The organism is Streptomyces sp. NPDC007991, from assembly GCF_042958445.1.
Classification (GTDB): Bacteria; Actinomycetota; Actinomycetes; order Streptomycetales; family Streptomycetaceae; genus Streptomyces.
In genome coordinates this window covers 1-16,619 of sequence record NZ_JBIBJD010000005.1, presented here as the reverse complement: position 1 = coordinate 16,619, position 16,619 = coordinate 1, and the positions used below count along the sequence as shown (strand labels likewise).

Annotated in this window: 10 protein-coding genes; 3 read left to right on the top strand and 7 right to left on the bottom strand. The window is 72.1% G+C overall.

The genetic code is table 11. The features are described from left to right. The first annotated feature begins 63 nt into the window (after window positions 1–63). Both ACFZDA_RS14735 and ACFZDA_RS14730 read left to right on the top strand, forming a co-directional pair. Window positions 64–2,529 carry a CBM35 domain-containing protein gene (locus tag ACFZDA_RS14735; protein ID WP_391080229.1) on the top strand — a complete coding sequence of 822 codons (2,466 nt, stop codon included), beginning with the start codon at window positions 64–66 and terminating at the stop codon, window positions 2,527–2,529. Window positions 2,530–2,923: 394 nt separating this feature from the next. After that, window positions 2,924–3,154 carry a twin-arginine translocase TatA/TatE family subunit gene (locus tag ACFZDA_RS14730; protein WP_391080226.1) on the top strand — a complete coding sequence of 77 codons (231 nt, stop codon included), beginning with the start codon at window positions 2,924–2,926 and terminating at the stop codon, window positions 3,152–3,154. A 12-nt stretch (window positions 3,155–3,166) separates the two neighbouring features. Here ACFZDA_RS14730 and htpG read toward each other — a convergent pair whose 3' ends face one another. From htpG to ACFZDA_RS14695, 7 genes are all read right to left on the bottom strand, one after another. Further along, complete coding sequence (gene htpG, locus ACFZDA_RS14725; RefSeq protein ID WP_391080223.1) at window positions 3,167–5,065, bottom strand: molecular chaperone HtpG; 1,899 nt, start codon at window positions 5,063–5,065, stop codon at window positions 3,167–3,169. 86 nt (window positions 5,066–5,151) lie between these two features. Next, window positions 5,152–5,868 (bottom strand): class F sortase, encoded by a 717-nt coding sequence (locus tag ACFZDA_RS14720; protein WP_391080220.1) that lies wholly within the window; start codon window positions 5,866–5,868, stop codon window positions 5,152–5,154. 134 nt (window positions 5,869–6,002) lie between these two features. After that, a complete protein-coding gene (locus ACFZDA_RS14715) occupies window positions 6,003–6,677 on the bottom strand; it encodes a hypothetical protein (protein WP_391080217.1) in 675 nt (224 codons plus the stop codon). A 167-nt stretch (window positions 6,678–6,844) separates the two neighbouring features. Continuing rightward, window positions 6,845–7,132 (bottom strand): DUF3040 domain-containing protein, encoded by a 288-nt coding sequence (locus tag ACFZDA_RS14710; RefSeq protein WP_391080214.1) that lies wholly within the window; start codon window positions 7,130–7,132, stop codon window positions 6,845–6,847. 469 nt (window positions 7,133–7,601) lie between these two features. Next, window positions 7,602–8,876 (bottom strand): cation:proton antiporter, encoded by a 1,275-nt coding sequence (locus ACFZDA_RS14705; protein ID WP_391080210.1) that lies wholly within the window; start codon window positions 8,874–8,876, stop codon window positions 7,602–7,604. 625 nt (window positions 8,877–9,501) lie between these two features. Further along, complete coding sequence (locus ACFZDA_RS14700) at window positions 9,502–10,965, bottom strand: arabinose isomerase (RefSeq protein ID WP_391080207.1); 1,464 nt, start codon at window positions 10,963–10,965, stop codon at window positions 9,502–9,504. A 31-nt stretch (window positions 10,966–10,996) separates the two neighbouring features. After that, the gene (locus ACFZDA_RS14695; protein ID WP_391080204.1) at window positions 10,997–12,256 is read right to left on the bottom strand and encodes an MFS transporter; all 1,260 of its coding nucleotides are present in this window, start codon (window positions 12,254–12,256) and stop codon (window positions 10,997–10,999) included. A gap of 208 nt (window positions 12,257–12,464) precedes the next feature. Here ACFZDA_RS14695 and ACFZDA_RS14690 point away from each other — a divergent pair, with 208 nt between their 5' ends. Beyond that, the gene (locus tag ACFZDA_RS14690) at window positions 12,465–16,472 is read left to right on the top strand and encodes a glycosyl hydrolase (RefSeq protein ID WP_391080200.1); all 4,008 of its coding nucleotides are present in this window, start codon (window positions 12,465–12,467) and stop codon (window positions 16,470–16,472) included. Window positions 16,473–16,619: the final 147 nt, after the last annotated feature.

The following is a 16,619-nucleotide window of genomic DNA, read 5'->3' as shown; positions in this document are numbered from 1 at the left end:
AGAGCCGGTACGAGGTCTCGTACCAGAACCGCTTTGATGACAGCACTACTTGGAGCAGCCGCCATGGCAGCCACCCTCCCCGCAGCCGGCAACGCGGCAGCAGCGGACCCCCAGCGCCTCACCGTCGACCTCAAGGCCTCCCAGGGCCCGGTGATGCTGGGCGCCAACGGCTCGCTGTACGGCCTCAGTGACGACGGCGTGCCCAGCGACGCGGCGATGGAGCCGCTGAAGATCACCAGCGTCTCGCAGAAGCCGGAGGGCGGCGCCCAGCACCCCAACGGCGACGCGCTCACGGTCTCGAAGTCGTTCTTCCGCACCGGCGGCGGCGAGATCAACGTGATGATGCAGGACATCTACGCCAAGTGGCCCTACGAGGACCTCGGCATCGCCGACTACCTCCCCAAGGTCGACAAGATCGTCAAGGAGGTCTCGGCCGACCCGAACAGCGACCGCTTCGTCTACATCCCGTTCAACGAGCCGGACCAGATCTGGTACAAGCTCGGCGTCGAGGACCAGGCACAGTACGAGAAGAACCGCGACCGGTTCTTCCAGGACTGGAAGACGGTGTACCACCGGATCCGCGCGATCGACCCGGACGCGAGGATCGCCGGACCCAACGAAGCCGCTTACCACACCCGCCTGTTGAAGGACTTCCTGGCCTTCGCCAAGCGGGAGAACGTGCTGCCCCAGGTGATGACCTGGCACGAGCTGGGCTCCGGCTCGCTGCGCGACTTCCAGGCCCACTACGACGACTACCGCAAGCTGGAGCGCGAGGCGGGCATCGCCCCGCTGAAGATCAACATCGACGAGTACGCCAACCGCCGCGACCTGTCCGTGCCGGGGCAGCTCGTGCAGTGGGTCTCGATGTTCGAGCGCAACAAGGTGTACGCCAACATGGCGTACTGGGACGCCGCCGGCAATCTCAGCGGCCAGGTGGTGCGCTCGAACATACCCAACGGCGGCTGGTGGCTGTTCCGCTGGTACGCGGGCATGACCGGCGACACCGTGAAGGTGACGCCGCCGCAGCCCAACACCATCGACACGCTCCAGGGGCTGGCCTCCCTCGACACCTCCCGCCGCCAGGCGCAGGTCCTGCTCGGCGGCTCGGCGGGCGACTCGGACGTGGTCGTGCGCGATGTCCCCCGATCGGTGTTCGGCCGTACGGTCACCGCGACCGTCGCCGAGGCCGCCTGGTCCGGCTACGAGGGGCAGCACGCGGCACCGCGCGTACTCGCGCGCACCAAGGTGAAGGTCGCGGACGACGGCTCGGTGACCGTCCCGCTGCGCGGCCTGCACAAGATGTCGGCGTACCGGATCGTCCTCACCCCCGGCGGCTCCGGCACCCCGTCCGCCGCCTCCGTCCCGTGGTCGGCGTCGTACGAGGCCGAGGACGCGGCCATCACCGACGGCAAGGTCTACACGCAGGGCACGGTCCAGAACGCCAACGGCTACGCGGCCTCCGGCACCAAGGACGTCGGCTCGCTCAACCAGCCCGGCAGCAAGGTCGCCTTCTCGGTGACGGTGCCCAAGGACGGCACGTACGACCTGGCGATCCTGTACGGCAACCAGTCCGGCGGACCCGCCACGCAGAAGATGTCGGTCGACGGCGGCGACCCGGTGACGGTCACCTACCCCTCCACGGAGAACTGGACGTACCGCGCCAAGCAGGATGTCAGTGTCCAACTGAAGGCGGGCACACACCAGTTGACCCTGTCCAAGGGCGACGGCGAGGTCACCCTGGACCGGATCGACCTGACCACCCGGACGGGCGTGCCCTCCGCGTCCTACGAGGCCACGCTGGCGGACATCAGCGGCAAGCCGTCGTACGACTACACCTCGTCGGCCGGCGTGGGCACGGGCTCCCTGGTCCTGCGCTCCGGTGACAAGGCGGTGTTCGACGTCTACGCCCCGCGGGACGGCTACTACACGGTGGTGCCGCGGACCTCGGCGGCCGTGCGGCTCGCACTGCACGGGGAGACGGTGACGGCCGCGCCCGGCCGCCCGCTGCGGCTGTACCTGGTCGCGGGCAACAACCGGATCGCGATGACGTCCGGCCACAGTGCCGTCCGCTCGCTCGACGTCTCCGGCGACGGCTCGGCCGCCGGCACCCTCTCCTACGAGGGCGCCTCGGCCACACTCGCCGGCGGCGCCAAGCTCGTCGACTCCCCGCACGCGTCGGCCGGCTCGTACATCGGCTGGCTCGGCAACAGCCCCTCCAGCACCGCCGAGTTCACGGTGGACGCGCCCCGGTCCGGCCGCTATCTGCTCGTCGTCCACTACGCGCACAACGACCGCCGGGACAACGGCCACGCCTACAACACGGACATCATGTCCCGCACGGCGGACATCACGGTCGGATCCGCCGACCCGGTGAAGGTCACCTTCAAGAACACCTGGAGCTGGGACGACTACTGGACCGTCGGCGTCCCGGTCGATCTGGCGAAGGGCGCGAACAAGGTGACGTTCGGCAACGCGAGCGCCTGGGCGCCGAACATCGACCGGATCGAGCTGGGCCGGGTCGTGGGCTGACGCGCACGGTGACGGGGGCGGGTGCGGAGGAGCGAGTGGTTCTCCTCCGCACCCGACGGCAACGCCTCGCCCGTCGGGTGGTGGGCCGAGCAGGGCCGCCACCCGGCGCGGCCGGTCCGCTCGTGTGGGCGGGGTGCCGCCGCGCCGCATCGTCCGGCCTGCCTCGCCGTACGGACGGCTGCCCGGCAGGACGCGCGGCGGCCGCTCGCCGTCGGCAGTCCGCTGCCCGCCCTCGCGGCCCTGGGCGCGGTGCTGTGCTCGCCCCTGGGCCGGCGGGCCGGCCGTGTGGAACAAGCCCGCTCGCCCGGCGGCAGGCGCCGGCGGGGATCACAACGGGCTCCCCACCCGGTACGCTCGCGCCGTGCCCGGCCCGGGCGAGAAAGGACACGACACCATGTTCGGACTGAGCGAGCTCGCGATCCTCCTCATCGTCGTCATAGCCGTGATCGGGGCCAGGAAGCTGCCCGAACTGGCCCGGTCGGCCGGCAAGTCCGCCCGCATCCTCAAGGCCGAGGCACGAGCCGCCAGGGACGAGGAGGCCGGGACGGCCCCCGCGCCGCGGGTGGTCCAGGGCGAGGTCGTCCCGCCCGGCGCGCGGGCGGCGGACGCCCCGGACCCCCGCTGACCCGTCCCCTGCCTACAGCGAGCGCTCCAGGCGGTCGGCCACGAGCTTGACGAAGCGCGCGGGGTCCTTGGGCTGGCCGCCTTCGGCGAGCACCGCCAGCGTGTGGAGCAGCTCGGCGGACTCGACGAGGCCCGAGCGGTCCTCGCGCTCCTTGTACGCCTGGTTCAGGTTCTTCACCAGCGGGTGGCCGGGGTTGAGTTCGAGGATCCGCTTGGTGCGCGGCACCTCCTGGCCCATCGCCCGGTACATGTTCTCCAGGGCCGGGGTCAGGTCGTGCGCGTCCGAGACGACACAGGCCGGGGAGACGGTGAGCCGCGCCGACAGGCGCACCTCCTTGATGTCCTCGTCCAGCTGCTCCCGCATCCAGCCGAGCAGTCCGGCGTACTCCTCGGTCTGCTTCTCCCGCTCCCCGCCGGCCTTCTCGTCCTTCTCGCCGTCGAGGTCGATCTCGCCCTTGGTGACGGAGCGCAGCTTCTTGCCCTCGTACTCGCCGACGGCGTCGACCCACACCTCGTCGACCGCGTCGGTGAGCAGCAGGACCTCGATGCCCTTGTCGCGGAACGCCTCCATGTGCGGGGAGTTCTCGATGCTCTGCCGGGATTCGCCGGTGATGTAGTAGATGTCCTGCTGGCCGTCCTTCATCCGCTCCACGTACTGCGCGAGGGTGGTCGGCTCGTCCTCGGCGTGCGTGGTCGCGAACGACGCGACGGCGAGGATGGCGTTCCGGTTCTCGGAGTCGGTGACCAGGCCCTCCTTCAGGACGGTGCCGAACTCCCGCCAGAACGTGGTGTAGCGGTCGGCGTCCTTGGCCTTGATCTCCTTGACCGTGGAGAGGACCTTCTTCGTCAGCCGGCGCTGCATCATCGCGATGTGCCGGTCCTGCTGGAGGATCTCGCGGGAGACGTTGAGGGAGAGGTCCTGCGCGTCGACGACGCCCTTGACGAAGCGGAGGTAGGGCGGCAGCAGCGCCTCGCAGTCGTCCATGATGAAGACGCGCTTCACGTACAGCTGGACGCCGCGCTTGAAGTCCCGCGTGAACAGGTCGTGCGGGGCGTGCGAGGGCACGAAGAGCAGGGCCTGGTACTCGAAGGTGCCCTCGGCCTGGAGCCGGATCGTCTCCAGCGGCTCGCGCCAGTCGTGACTGATGTGCTTGTACAGCTCGTGGTACTCGTCGTCGGACACCTCGTCGCGCGAGCGCGCCCACAGGGCCTTCATGGAGTTGAGCGTCTCGGGCTCGGGCGCGTCCTCGCCGTCGGCCTTGTCCGGGACCATCCGGATGGGCCAGGTGATGAAGTCCGAGTACCGCTTGACGATCTCCCTGATCGTCCACGGCGAGGTGTAGTCGTGGAGCTGGTTCTCCGGGTCGGCGGGCTTGAGGTGGAGCGTCACGGAGGTGCCCTGCGGGGCGTCGTCGACCTTCTCCAGCGTGTACGTGGACTCGCCGCGCGAGGTCCAGCGGGTCCCCTGGCTCTCGCCGGCGTGCCGGGTCACCAGCGTCACCTCGTCCGCCACCATGAAGCCGGAGTAGAAGCCGACGCCGAACTGGCCGATGAGCCCCTCCGCGCCGCCCCCGTCCTGGGCCTCCCGCAGTTCCTTCAGGAAACGGGCCGTGCCCGAGTTGGCGATGGTGCCGATGAGCCGTCCGACCTCGTCGTACGACATCCCGATGCCGTTGTCCCGCACCGTGAGGGTCCGGGCGTCCTTGTCTACGTCGATCTCGATGTGCAGGTCGGACACGTCCGCGTCGAGCGAGTCGTCCCGCAGCTTCTCCAGGCGCAGCTTGTCCAGCGCGTCGGAGGCGTTGGAGACGAGCTCCCGCAGGAAGACATCCTTGTTCGAGTAGACCGAGTGGATCATCAGCTGGAGCAGCTGACGTGCCTCTACCTGGAACTCAAACGTTTCGGTCGTCATGGTTCGCGAATACCTCACAGGTCCCACTGTCGCCTGAACTGGTGGCAGTCACTTTAAAACACCACGTCAGGCCTCAGGCCCGGATGTCACACGAGGTGGGCGAAGACGACCAGGTTCTCGGTGTAGTCCCGGGCCTGACGGTCGTAGGGGCCCGAGCACGTGATCAGCCGGACCTGGGCGTCCGGGGTGTCGCCGTACACGCGCTCGCTGGGGAACTCGTCCTTCTCGAAGGACTCCGCGTCGTCGACCACGAAGGTCGCCCTGCTGCCGTCGGCTCGCGCCACCTGGAACCGGTCACCCTTCCTCAGCTCGCTGAGCCCCGCGAACACGGCCGGTGACGTCGCGGTGTCCACGTGCCCGGCGATGATCGCGGTTCCGGCCTCCCCGGGCGAGACGCCCTTGGCGTACCAGCCGACGAGGTTGGTGTCGTGGGCCGGAGGCGGTTCGAGCTGACCCGAACGGCCGATGACGAGGTCGGTGAAGGGCGCGTCCACCGAGATCTTGGGGATGTACAGGCGGACCGGCCGGGACCGCGGCAGATGGCGCCCGGTCCCGGACGCGGCGGTTCCGTGCGGCGCCGCGGACGAGGGCGGCGCGTCGGGCACGGCGGGCGCGGCCGGCGAGACGGCCGGCGGGGCGTGCGGCGGGCCGCCGGTGTCGGACGACGACTCACCACGGCCGGCGACCATGCTCACGGTCAGGACCAGGGCGGCGAGACTCCACAGGACCGTCATGACGGTACGGAATCGCCGCCTCGACGGCGCGAGGCCGGGCTCGGCAGGGGGAAGGGGGCTGGCTGCCATAGGGAGACCACCTCATTCGGGCACGGCAGCGGAACGGACACGGCAGCGGGGACGGCACACGGGAGGACGAGCCGGGCCGCCGCGACGCGAGGAGCACGTGCGGCGGCCACGGCGGCTACGGGGTCAGGCCTCGGTCATGCCACGCCCCGGGAGGCCTTCTGGCGCCGCAGTGCGTACAGACCGGTGCCGGCCACCGCCAGTACCGCGAGACCGCCGGCCGTCACGCCCGGCCCGGCGGCCAGCGCGCCGCCACCGGTGTGCATCCCGCCGTGCGGCTTGTCGTGCTTGTCGCCGTGCCCGGATTCCTTCCCACGGCCCTCGTGCTTGCCGTGCTCCTCCTGCTTGCCGCCCCAGGAGTCCTCTTCCTTCTTGTCGCCCCAGGAGTCGTCGCCGCTCCCGCCGTCCTTGAAGGCGTCCTGGTCCCAGTCGTCCGAGTTCACCACGGCCAGGGCTCCGCTGCCCGTGTGCATCCCGCCGTGCGGCTTTTCGTGCTTGTCGCCGTGCCCGGATTCCTTCCCGTGGCCCTCGTGCTTGCCGTGCTCCTCCTGCTTGCCTTCCTTGCCGTGCTCGCCGTCCTTGCGGTGGTCCTGGTCGTCCCCGGCGTCCGCGGGCACCGCGGCCAGGGCTCCGCCACCGGTGTGCATCCCGCCGTGCGGCGCGTGGTGTTTGCCGTCCTTGTCGTGCTCCTTGCTGTAGGAAGTGGTGTCGTGGTCCCAGTCGCCCATCGCCTCGGCGTAGGCGGCGGGTGCGGCGATCGCGAGGGCGGCGGTGGCCGTGGCCGTCGCGAGCAGCATGCGGGCAGAGCGCATCGGTGAGTCCTTCCGTCGCGGACCGGGCGCTGGCGCCTCGCCAGCTCACGAGACCCGGCCTCGACGTGAACCACCGTCAGTCATGCCGGACCCTCCCACCATCCGGGGCGTTCACACGGGTTACAACTCCACCCTGACGGCGGCATCCGCCCCGGCCGCCCAGCGCGTCACCATCGCCTCTGCCGCTGCCGGCCCAGGCGGCTCGGGTCCGGGTCGACCAGTTGGGCCGCCATGCCGACGAGGACCAGCCCGGTCGCGATGAGCAGCCCCTGCGCCAGGGCGATGCCGGAGCCCAGCACGGCCACGCCGAGGGCCAGGGCCCACCACGCTCCGGTACGCCGGTACTCCCGGGGCCGGGCCGGGCGCCCGGCTCTCATGGCCCGGGTGAACCTGGGATCCTCCTGCTCGAGTCGCGCTTCGAGGTCGACGAGACGCGCGTCTTCGGACTGGGGCACGGCTTCTCCTTCCCGGAACCCGACAGCGCTTCGAAGCAGGGCACGGCCGAGGCCATGACGAGTGCTGGGGGTGTCGGGCCGCGTGACGGTACAGAGAGAGACGGCCCGCCGACGCGCGGCGCGGCCGGTCTCACCAGGGCTTCAGCTTCTCCCCCCTCCAGCGGCGTCCGCCATGGGGCCCACACCTCATCCTTCCCGGCGGCCGCGCTGTACGAACGCCGGGCCGTACGGCGGATGTTCGGTCCGTGGAGGGGTGACGGCACGGATGGCATCGGGGGTGCGGGGAACCGCACGAGCGGCCACGACGACGGCCGCGGATGCGGGGTATGCGGGAACATGCCCGGCTCGCCGGCTTCCCCGCCCCGCCCGGCACGACGGGAGCGGGCCGTCACCGAACGGCCTGAGGGACCGTACGGAACCGCCCGCTATGCCGTTGGCGTGACGGCTGACCGAGTCCTGAGGGCAGGTCCTACCGCTCGGCCTCGGCCGGACGGGCGGCGGAGGCGGAGGACGGTGTGCTGTCGTCCTGGGGCCGGGGCTCGGTGTCGTACGACGGGGCCGTGCGACCGGGCAGGACGTCCTGGGCCGGCCGGAGCGCGCGGGCGAGCAGGTGCGCCTGCCCGGCGGCGATGGGACCGAGGACGGCGAGGACGAGGACGTACCCGGCGATGAACGGGGCGAGCCGGGCGTCGAGTCCGGCGCTGGCGGCCATGGCGGCAAGGATCAGCGCGAACTCCCCGCGGGCCAGGAGGGTGGTGGCGATCTCGGCGGCGGGCTGGGTGCCGTAGCGGTACACGCGGGCGACGAGGAGTCCCGCGGCGACGTTCATGACGACGGTCAGGACCGCCGCCGCGGTGACCGGACCGACGACGGAGACGATGTCGCCGGGGTCGATGGAGAGCCCGAAGGCGAAGAAGAAGATCGCCGCGAAGGCATCGCGCAGCGGATGCACGAGTTCCCGGATGCGCGGCCCGGAGGGCGTGCCGGCCAGGATCAGGCCGACCATGAACGCGCCGATGGCGTCGGCCACCCCGAGGACCTCGGCGACTCCCGCCACGAGGACGGCCGCGCCGAGGAAGCTGATGACGAGCAGTTCGTTGTCGCGGGTGGCGATGAGACGCCCGACCAGCCGGGTGCCGTAGCGGGCCGCGGCGGCGAGCAGCAGCAGGAAACCGAAGGCCTTGGCGCCCTGGAGGACCATGTCGCCGACGCCCCGGGCGCCGCTGATGACCGGCTGGAGCGCGGCGAGGTAGAGGGCCAGGAAGATGTCCTCGACCACGATGACGCCCAGGATGAGGCGGGTCTCCGGACGGCCGATGCGGCCCTGGTCGATGAGGATCTTGGTGACGATGGCGGACGAGGAGATCCCCAGGACACCGGCGAGAACCAACGCCTCCCGGACGCCCCAGCCGAGGGCGAAACCGAAGAGCAGACCCGCACCGACGTTGAGCAGCAGATAGATGCCACCCGCCGTCAGCAGCCGCCGGCCGCCGCTCTTGAGGTCGTCGAGGTGGAACTCCAGACCCAGGTAGAACAGCAGCAGCACCAGTCCGAGCGCGGAGAGCATCTCGAAGTCGTGTGCGTCCTCGACGATGACCAGACCCGGGGTGTGCGGGCCGAGCAGGATGCCCGCGAGCATGAACAACGGGATCGTCGGGAGTCCGATCCTGCCGCCGAGGCGGGCGAGGAAGGCGGCGGCCAGGAAGGCCCCGCCCATGGCGAGGAGGCTGTCAGCGTGTCCCACGGATCACCGCCTTCGCGGGCGCGCCGGGGGCGGATCGTTTCACCGTGCGGGGATGGATAGGGGCTCCTCCTTCGTGGGGCCGGTTCGGACGGCGTCGTGCGCGTCTCGGCGCCGGCCGAGGCCGCGGCCATGACAACGGGCGCGAGCCTCGGCGACGCCGCCAGCGTCACACGGGCCCCGGGGCGGTCACCATCGGTGCCCGCACCCATTTGGGGGTGGGAGGCGACCCCCATCCTCGGGGCCCATCACCCGGGTCCTGTCACGGGGGCCGGTCGCCCGGGAGCACCCATCACGGGTCGGCGCCGGTCACAAGCGGGACCCGCCCGTGAGGGGCGACACCCCTCACGGGGGGGACCCGTCACACGGGACGCGGGGGGACCCGTCACACGGGACGCGGGGGGACTCGTCACGGGGGGGGGACCCGCCCCGGGGGGGGACTCGCTACGGGGGCAGCACCCGTCACGGGGGGGGCCGCACCCGTCACGGGGGGCAGCACCCGTCACGAGGGCCCGCCAGGCCCATCACGGGGGGGGCGGCATCCGTCACGGGTCGGACCCAGCACGAGGGGCGGCACCCGTCACGGGAGGGGGCGGCACCCATCACAGAGGTGGCCCCCGCCCCCCTGTCACACGTGGCGGTGGTCGATGCCCAGCAGGCTCGCCGCCGCCCTGAAGTCGGCCGCGTGGGGGCCGACCGCGAGGGACCAGTGGTGGCCGACACCCGTGGCGCTCCACGCGTCCACCCATTCGCCGGGATCGCGGCCGAAGTCGACGCGGCTGGTGGTGTTGCCGATCTCCAGCAGGGGTCCCGGTACGACGGTGCCCTCGGAGGTGACGAAGGACAGGCTGCCGTCGGCGTCCTGGCCGAGGCCGAGCAGGGTGACGGGCCCGTGCTGGACGTCGAACTCGACGCTCACGCCCCAGCCGCGTTTGCCGTGGTAGACACCGAGCCCGCGCAGCAGCGGGTCGCGCGCGCCGACCGCGAGGTGGGCGGGTCCGTCGTGGCCCATCTCCACGACGCCGTCCTCGAAGTTCAGGGCCTGGATCTCGGTGAAGGAGCCGCCGGCTCCGACGCTCTGGGAGGCGAGCTGGGCGACGCTGGTGCGCAGTTCGTACTCCCCGGCCGCCGGCACGCCCCGGGCCGTGAGCAGGGAGGCGCCCAGGATCATGCCGGCACCGAGCCGCTCGTGCAGTTCCCCGTCGAGGCCCCGGTGGTAGTACGCGAGGCTGTCGAGCTGGAAGTCCGCCACGAGCCGGTCCAGGGCGACCGACACGGTCGCGCCCCAGGCGAAGTCCTCCTCCACCACGCTGTCGTCGAGGGTGAAGACCTGCCGGGCGAGCGCCATCCGCTCCCGGGTCTCCTGCTCGGTCACGCGCTCCACCCGGTGCCGCAGGTCGTCGAACTCCAGCACCTCCACGTGCGAGCCGAACGTCGTGGACAGCAGCGTGGGGTCGGTCTGCACGTCGAGCATGCCGGGGTACACGTGTCCCATGAGGCCGTGCCGGGCGTGCCGGAGCGCGGCGCGGATGTGCGCGGCCCGGATCCACTGTTCGATGCGCCGCCAGGCCGACTCCTGCCGCAGCCAGCCCGAGACCGACCGGAAGGGGATGCCGGCGCGCCGGAACACGTTGCCGACCTCGGGGACGGGGCACTGGCCGCAGTAGGCAAGCCAGGCCCCGGTGTCGAAGGAGGCGTGGTCCATCCTCTCGGTCGGCTGCAGGTCGATGACCAGGACCGGCGTGTGCGAGCGCTGTGCGATCGGCAGCACCATCGAGGAGGTGAGGTACGTCGTCAGGAACAGCACGATGAGGTCGCAGTCGGCCTTGCGCAACTGCTCGGCGGCGCGCGCTCCTTCCCGGGCGTCGGAGACGAATCCGGCGTCGGTCACCTCGGCGTCCATGCCCCGGAAGCGCTCGGCGACATAGGCGGCCGACTCCTGCAACTGCGGCAGGAGCCCGGGGAACTGCGGCCAGTACGTGCCGAGTCCGCCGGCGACCAGTCCGATCCGGGTGCGGCGCCGGGTGACCGGCGGGAGCAGGTCGTGCAGGGCGGCGGCCCGAACGGCGGTGCGGTCCGCGGTCGTTGCCATGGTCGGTGCTCCTTGTCGGGTCTGCTGCGGCTCAGGTGCTGGGGACACGCAGGTCCGCTCTGTCCCGCACGGCGCCGGTGGTACGGCGGACCAGGACGCGGATGATGAACACGCCGGCGAACGCGGCCACCGTCATACAGGCGGTGATCGTCCAGAGCAGGACGGACGGGCTGTAGTCGGCCAGGGCGGGAGTGAAGAACGCGGCGACCGCGAAGACCCCGCGGGACAGGGCGTAGGTGAGGCCCTGGGTGGTGCCCCGGGTGTCCGCGGGCAGCGTGAGCTGCGACCACACCTTGTAGTTCGCCTCTCCCGCGAAGGGGTTGGAGAGCTGGTAGAGCACGAAGAAGACGAGCATGCCGACGAGCGCGCCCGCGGTCAGGGAGGCGATGACGAAGGCGAGGATCTGCACGACCGCGGCCACGTGGAAGAGCCGGTCGCGCCAGGGGCTGTCGGCGACGCGGACGAAGGCGAAGGTCAGCAGCACCCCGATCGGGATGAAGGCCAGGTTGATTCCCGTGGCCAGGCTCTGTGAGGCGTCGCTGACGGTGACGAGCAGATAGGTGCCGAACTGGCCGAAGGTGTTGGCGCCGAGACCCCATGTGACGTAGAAGACGAACGTCGCCGTCATGGGCAGCAGGGCGGCGCGCGTCCAGATCTTCTTCAGGGCGACGCGCTGCGGGGCGGCCTCCGTCTCGGATTCGGCCGTGTCGTGCTCGGACAGCTTCAGGCGGGAGCGCAGGGCCCAGGTGACGAGTGCGGCGACGGCGAGTTGTCCGGTGATGAGCCGGGCCCCGGTCATGCCCGTGGTGGACAGGACGAAGCCCAGGAAGATGGCGACCGTGATGCCCAGCATCCACATGACCTGGGTGAAGGCGATCAGCCTGCCGCGGGCCCAGGAGGGCGCGGCGTCCGAGACCACGGCCAGGGACGTCGGCAGGTCGGCGCCGGCCGCGAGTCCCGCGACGAGGACGCCGATCAGCAGCGTGATGTCGTCGGGCGCCAGCGTGATGACGATCGCTCCGAGCGCGAAGCAGAAGATGTCCCAGTTGTAGACGCGGCGGCGGCCGAAGAGGTCGGCGAGCCGGCCGCCGACGAGGGAGCCGACGGCGATGCAGCCGGTGACGATCGCGCTGATCGCACCGGCCATCCACACGCCCATGTCGTAACTGTCGCGGTAGATGGCCAGGTTGACGGAGATGCTGACGATCAGCCCGGCGTCGAGGTAGGAGGCCATGCCCGACAGGGCGGCGGCCTTCCAGAGCGGTGTGGGGATGGGGCGGGTACCGGCCATGATGCGACTCCGTCGTCTGGTGACATCGCGGTTCCGGGGGCCTGGTCGCAGCGAATATAGGGCGGGAAAAACGTTGCAACAAGGTGTCGCGCAGACATCGGCTTCAGCGTGTCGCCGTCCGCCGTGCCGTCCGGGGATATGGCGTGACCGTTCCAGGTCGCCTACGGTGAAAGTGGCCTGAAAACGTTTTAGGGGAAGGACCGCGTCCGTGATCTCCCCCGCGCTCCTGCAACTGTTCGAGGACCCGCCCCGCGATTTCGGCCCGGCTCCCCTGTGGTGGTGGTCGGGTGCGAAGGTCACCCGCGAGCGACTCGCCTGGCAACTGCGGGCGTTCGCCGAGGGCGGTGTGCACAACCTCGTCGTGATCAACCTGGCCCCGGCCGGCCCGACGTTCGGCGCCCGGGCGGACGATCCGGCGTGGTTCGGCGAGGAGTGGTGGGCGCGCTTCACCGACGCCTGCGAGATCGCGGCGGAGTTGGGCACACGCCTGTGGTTCTACGACCAGATCGGGTTCTCCGGTGCCAATGTGCAGGGCAGTGTGACACGGCGTCATCCCGAGGCCAGGGGCTGTGCGCTGCGCTGCCGCGATGCCACCGTCGTCCGGGGCACAGTGGCCCTGCGGGACGCCGAGACCCCGCTGGCCGCGTACTCGCCGCGGGGCCGACGCCTCGACGTCGCCTCGGACGGCCCGGGCACCCTGGCCGTCGCCGCCGCCGACGGGACCGGCGTACGGCTCGTCACCGCCGCGCCCACGGCGTTCGACTACCTGGACCCGCACGCCGTCGGCTTGTTGATGGACGCCGTGCACCACGAGTACGACCGCCGCGTGCCCGAGCACCTGGGCACCGTCATCGCGGGCAGCTTCCAGGACGAACTGCCGGGCACGAACGCCTGGAGCCACCGCTTCGCCGACGAGTTCCGCGCCCGCCGCGGCTACGACCTGCTCGACCACCTGCCGGTCCTGTTCGGCACGGACGCCACCGTCCCGGAGACGAAGGTCCGCGCCGACTACTACGCCGTACGCGCGGAACTCACCGAAGAGGCCCTCTTCCGGCCGCTGGCCGCATGGCACCGCGAGCGCGGGATGCTGCTGGGGAGCGACCAGAGCCACCCCGCCCGCGCGGGCTATCCGGCCCAGTCGACGCAGATCTACACCGACTACTTCCGCACCCACCGCTGGTACGGCGCGGCCGGCAGCGACCACCACGGCGACGCCAAGGTGCACTCCTCCATGGCCCACCTCTACGGCCACGAGCGGGTCTGGATCGAGGCGTTCCACTCCTCCGGCTGGGGCGGCACGCTGGAGGACACCTACCACTGGCTGCTGCCGTTCCTGCGCAGCGGCGCCAACCTGTACAACCCGCACGCCAGTTACTTCGGCACAGCGGGCGGCTGGTTCGAGTGGGCGCCGCCGTCCACCGACTGGCGCCAGCCGTACTGGAAGCAGTACCCGGCGTTCTCCCGGGCCGTGGCGCGGATCTGCTCGATCATGTCCTGGGGCGGCTACGCCGCCGACGTGGCGGTCCTGCACCCGACCGCGACCATGCAGGCCCTCGTCCCGCTGGACGCGCCCGTCCGGCACTTCGGCGACGGCCGGCTGGGCGACGGCCACGCCGACGCCGACGAGACGCAGCGCCACTACCTCGGCCTGTGCGGCACGAACAACTGGCTCGCCCCACACGCCGGCGCCCTGGACCGGCGCGGCATCTCCTTCGACGTCGTCGACGACGACTCGGTGCGGCGCGCCGAGGCCGCCGACGGCGCCCTGCGGATCAGGGATCTTGCCTACCGCGCGGTGCTGCTGCCCTCGGCGAGCGTGCTGGAGGAGGACACGGCGCGGCGGCTGGCCGAACTGCTGGACGTGGGCGGCCGTGTCGTCGTCGTGGGCCGTCCTCCCGCCACGGCAGCGGGGCGGTCCGGTGACGACGCGGTGGTGGCGGCCCTGCTGGCGCACCCCCGGCTGGAGCGGGTGCGCGACCCGGAGGCCGGCGCGGCGGCCGTGTCCGACGCGGCCGGTCACGCCACGGGCGACGTACCACTGCTCGTCCGGCGGACGGGGAACGAGGCGGTGGCGCTGGTGACGGCGGCCTTCCCCGAGATCGGCGCGCATCCGCTGCGGCCCGGGTCCTCCCCGTCGGGCGACGCCGCCGGCACCTCGTCCGTCACCGTGCGGGCCGCCGTCGCGGAGGCCGAGGTGTGGAACCCGGCGACCGGGTCCCGCGCCCCCGCGCACGTCACGGTCTCCGTCTCCGGCGACAGCGACACAGACACCGACGGCGACGGCGACGGCGACGTCTCGACCATCGACGTGCCGCTGGACGGCGCCCCCGCGGTCCTGGTCGTGTGGCGCGAGGGCCGGCCGGCGCCCACGCGTCCTCGACGGGAGACACCGGCCCGGGTGATCGACGTCTCGGCCGGCTGGCACGGCCGTCTGGTCCCCACCATGGACAACACCTGGGGCGATCTGGCGCTGCCCCCGGGTGCGCCGCTGGACGAGCCGCAGATCTGGACCATGGAGTGGGCCGGGGACGGGGCCTGGGAGCGGACGCCGGTCACATACGGCAACCGGGTCCGCGTCCTGCCGCCGGTGCCGCCCGGTGAGGTGCCCGAGCCGCTGGACGCCGTGTCCGTGGAGCGGGTCCTGGCCGGTGAACTGCCGCTGGTGCCGCCCGGCGCGGGCTGGGACGTCGCCGTGTACTCGTCGAGCCGGGGCATCCCGGACCCGGGCGGCCTGCTGGGCCTCAAGGGGCTGGTGAACGAGGAGTTCGTCCGCGTGCCGGTGCCGGTCGGCGGGGCGGCGGCCCGGGTCCGGGCGATCGTGGAGACCGGCCACCGCGGGCCCGCCGAACTGCACGTCGGGGCGGAGTGCGTCAAGCGCGTGTGGTGGAACGGCGAGCCGCTGGAACCGGACGGCGGCGGCTACCTGGCCTCCGCCCGGGTCACGGTGACCCGGGACCGCAACGTGCTGGAGTACGAACTGTCCGGCGCCCAGGGTCGCCCCTCGGCGATCTCGGCCACCGACGGCACGCCCCTGGGCAGCTTCTTCTGCCTCTCGGAGCCGGGCGGGCTCGGGCCGCGTCCACGGTTCATGCGGCCTCCGGACGGAGTGCGGCCGGCCGGCCGCGTCACCTACCGCGCGCGGCTCCGGGTCCCGGCCGGCGACGCCCGGGCGGTGCTCGTCGTGGGTGCCGCCTCGGCGGTCACGGTGCTGCTCGACGGGGAGGTCGTGGCGCGGCAGGAGAAGGTGGAGTACTACGAGGCGGACTGGGGCGCCGTGCCGATGTTCTTCCGGCACGAACCCGAGCTCGGGGCGGGCGAGCACACGCTGGAGGTCGTGGCCGACGGTGCCGACGCCCGGGACGCGGTGTTCGCCGACCTGGTGGTGCGTTCCGGCGCCGGGGTGACGGCCCTGGTCAGCGGCGCCGGCTGGGAGGCCGAGTCGGGTGACTGGCGGGGGCGGACCGTCGAGGACGAGCGCAGGCGGGGCGAGGTGCAGCACTGTCACGCGGCGGTGCGGCCGCACCCGCTGCCGGACACGGGGTGGCTCACGGGCCGGCCGGTGCTCGGCGGCACCGTATGGCGGTCGCGGTCCACCGACGACGTCCACGCGGTGCCGCAGCGTTTCCGGTTCACCGTGCCGGCGGGAACGGTGTCGCTCGGCCTGCCGTTGGCGCTGCGCGCGAGGGTGCGCGTCGGGGACGGGCCGGAAATCCCCCTGGAGGGCGACCGGCTGACACTTCGCCGGCCGCTGCCCGAGCCCACACAGGTCGATGTGGTCACCGAGCCGACGGCGGTCCTGCGGGGCGGCTCCGCCTGGCGGGGGCCGGTGCGGGTGCGTGCCGTGCCGGCGCCGATGCCCCTGGGGGACTGGCGGCAGCGGGGGCTGGGCAGTTGGAGCGGAGGCGTGACGTACGCGCGGGTCCTCAAGGTGCCGTCGGGGCCCGATCCCGTGCTGGATCTCGGGCGGGTGCGGGGCAGTGTGGAGGTGTCGGTCGACGGGGAGCCGGCCGGTGAGGCGTTCTGCGCGCCCTACCGTTTCCCGTTGCGCGGCGCGGCCGGGCGCAGCGTGCGGCTGGAGGTGACCGTCCGGGGCACGCTGGCGCCGTATCTCGCCGAGGCCACGCCGACGGCCTGGGCGTTCGAGTCCCAGCTGTCGTCGGGCTTGTCGGGGCCGGTGACGCTGCGGATCCCGTCTGTCTCGGAGGGCGGGGGCTAGGGCCCTTCTGATGGATCTCCGCAGGAGAAGGAGCGGCGTTCGGTGCGTGCGTTCGGCGTGCGGTGCGCAGGGTCATGTGGCGGAGCCACCTGGCCCTGCGCACCGTGCGGCGAGCGTGCGTGCCGGGCGTCGCGACGCTGCGGAGAT